The organism is Candidatus Ruminimicrobium bovinum (assembly GCF_902760015.1).
Taxonomy (GTDB): domain Bacteria; phylum Elusimicrobiota; class Endomicrobiia; order Endomicrobiales; family Endomicrobiaceae; genus Ruminimicrobium; species Ruminimicrobium bovinum.
In genome coordinates this window covers 1-3,087 of the sequence record NZ_CACWEU010000029.1, presented here as the reverse complement: position 1 = coordinate 3,087, position 3,087 = coordinate 1, and the positions used below count along the sequence as shown (strand labels likewise).

Genomic DNA, 3,087 nt, shown 5'->3' with positions numbered 1-3,087 from the left:
TATTAATTTTGCGGATAAAAACATTAACTGTGATATTGATACCAACAGAGTTGTCAATCCTAAAAATTTCCCGCAAGAAATAATATGTAAAGAAATAACGGAACTTATTAAATGAAAAAGTATAATATATTAATTTCCAACGACGACGGTATAAAAGGTGACGGTTTAAAAAGTTTAATAAAAAACATCGCTAAACATGCAAATGTTTATGTTGTTGTTCCGAAACACGAAATGTCAGGTATGAGCCAATCGATACATTTAAAAAAATATCTTAAATTGGAAAAAGTTAAAAATAATATTTTTACTTTGGAAGGAGGAACACCTACCGATTGCGTAAAATACGCATTATATTCTTTTTTTAAAGATAAAATAGATTTGGTTATATCCGGAATAAACAATTGTGCAAACCTTGCACAGGATGTGGTTTATTCGGGAACCGTTGCAGCAGCCCGTGAAGGAGCATATTTGGGAATACCTTCAATTGCAGTGTCAATAACGGATGAAAGTAAAAATTATTATGAATATGCCGCACAAGCAACTTTAAAAATAGCGCTTCAAGTGTTAAAAAATGAAAAAAAAGGACGTCCCGCAGTATGTTTAAATATTAATATCCCGCCGAATTTTAAAGGCATAAAAATTGCACCGCTGGGAATAAGATGTTATGACGAAACAATAGTTGAAAAGAAAACAAAAAAAGGAAGTTATTATAAACTTGCAGGACGATTTATATCGGGTAAAAAAAATAAAAATTCCGATATCGATGCCGTAGAGCAGGGTTACATATCCGTAACGCCTTTAAATTTAGACCAAACACATTTTGATAAAATAAAAAATTACAAAAAAATTTTATTCGATAAGATTTTATAATGATTTAAAAAAACAGACCGAAACATGTAAAAGAATTTCAATTTTTAAGCATTAAAAAGAGTTTTAATAATGAAAAACAAATTTGAATTGGTATCGGACTTTAAACCTTCCGGCGATCAACCGCAGGCAATAAATGAGCTTTGTAAAAATATAACGGACGGAAAAAAATCTCAGGTATTATTGGGTGTTACGGGTTCGGGTAAAACATTTGTAATTGCAAATGTAATACAAAAATTACAAAGGCCTGCACTTATAATATCACCTAACAAAATTTTAGCTGCACAGTTATACAGTGAATTTAAAGCTTTTTTCCCGAAAAATGCCGTCGAATATTTCATATCTTATTATGATTACTACCAACCTGAAGCTTATATTCCGGCAACCGATACTTATATAGAAAAAGATTCATCAATAAACGAACATATAGACAGATTAAGATTAAAAGCCACAACATCACTTCTTGAAAGAAACGACGTAATAGTAGTTGCTTCAGTATCAAGCATTTATAATTTAGGTGCACCTGAAGATTATCAAAATATGTGTGTTAAAATAGAAGTTAACGAAAATATAACAAGAGAAACTCTTATTAAAAATTTAATTTCAATACATTACGAACGAAATGAAGTTGATTTTATCAGAGGGAAATTCAGAGTTAAAGGCGATACAGTTGAAATTTTTCCGGCTTATCTTGAAACGGCATTAAAAGTTGAATTTTTCGGCAATGAAATAGATTCGATAAAAGAATTTAATCCTTTAACGGGGCAAATTTTAAACAAGAAAAATTTGGTATTTATTTATCCGGCAAAACATTTTGTTACTACCGGAGAAAAAATAAATTTGGCTGTAAAAGATATAGAAAAAGAATTAAAAGAACAAGTGTCACGTTTTAAAGCGGAAGGCAAATTACTTGAAGCACAACGCCTTTTACAGAGAACAAAATACGATATGGAAATGTTAAAAGAGACAGGTTTTTGTAGCGGCGTTGAAAATTATTCAAGACATTTGTCTCAAAGGCCTGCAGGTTCCCGCCCAACAACATTGATTGATTATTTTCTTTTAAACGACCAAACAAAAGATTTTTTATTAATAGCCGATGAATCACATATAACCTTACCTCAGATACGCGGTATGTATGAAGGCGACAGAAGCAGAAAACAAACTCTTGTTAATTTCGGTTTCAGGTTGCCTTCGGCACTTGATAACAGACCGTTAAAATTTAATGAATTTGAATCTTTGATAAAACAAAGTGTTATGGTTTCGGCAACTCCGGGTAAATATGAATTGGACAATGCAAAAAACAACGTGGTTGAACTTATTATTCGTCCTACGGGACTTGTTGACCCGGAAATAGAAATACGTCCTATAGACGGACAAATTGAAGATATGATAGGGGAAATAAAAAAAGTTATTGCAAAAAAACACAGAGTATTGATTACAACTTTAACTAAAAGGATGTCTGAAGATTTAACCGCATATTTAAAAGATAAAGGTTTTGCCGTTGAATATATGCATTCCGAAATAGAAGCATTAAAAAGGATTGAAATTATAAGGGATTTAAGACTCGGCAAATTTGATATTTTAGTCGGTATAAACCTTTTAAGAGAAGGTCTTGATTTGCCGGAGGTTGCATTGGTTGTAATACTTGATGCGGATAAAGAAGGTTTTTTAAGGTCGGAACAAACACTTATTCAAACTTGCGGAAGAACGGCAAGAAATGTTGAAGGTAAAGTAATTTTTTATGCCGATAAAATGACGGGGTCGATGAAATCGGCAATAAAAGAAATGCAAAGAAGAAGAAAAAAGCAAATTGAATACAACAAAAAAAACAATATTACTCCCAAAACAATTATAAAGGCAATAAATAAACTTGAAGAATTTGAAGTTCAAACAAAGCAGGAAACGGTTCGCACTTGGACCGCGGAATTGAACGAGGAATACATTTCATCAGGAAAAATCGAAGACATAATAACTTCTCTACAAAAACAAATGAAAGAAGCTGCCGAAGTTTTGGATTTTGAAACAGCCGCAATTTTAAGAGATAAAATTAACGAAATAAAGCAAATGAAAGCAAAAAAACAATAAATCAGTTGCTGTTGTTGTAAACAAACAAAAAAATATCTTTGCGATTTGTTTCAAATATTTTGTATAATTAAAAAAGTATTTTTTATATAAAAAAGTTAAGAAGGATAAAAATGTTTAATTATTTATTTAAGTTATTTT

General features: G+C 31.0%; 2 protein-coding genes. Both read left to right on the top strand.

Features of this window, described 5'->3' with window-relative positions; all coding sequences use genetic code 11:
* Window positions 1–111 precede the first annotated feature (111 nt).
* Window positions 112–867, top strand: a complete 756-nt coding sequence (surE, locus tag ACMUOV_RS00970; RefSeq protein WP_413852907.1) for a 5'/3'-nucleotidase SurE — start codon at window positions 112–114, stop codon at window positions 865–867.
* 69 nt (window positions 868–936) lie between these two features.
* Window positions 937–2,949 (top strand): excinuclease ABC subunit UvrB, encoded by a 2,013-nt coding sequence (uvrB, locus tag ACMUOV_RS00965; RefSeq protein WP_413852905.1) that lies wholly within the window; start codon window positions 937–939, stop codon window positions 2,947–2,949.
* The last annotated feature ends 138 nt before the right edge of the window (window positions 2,950–3,087 follow it).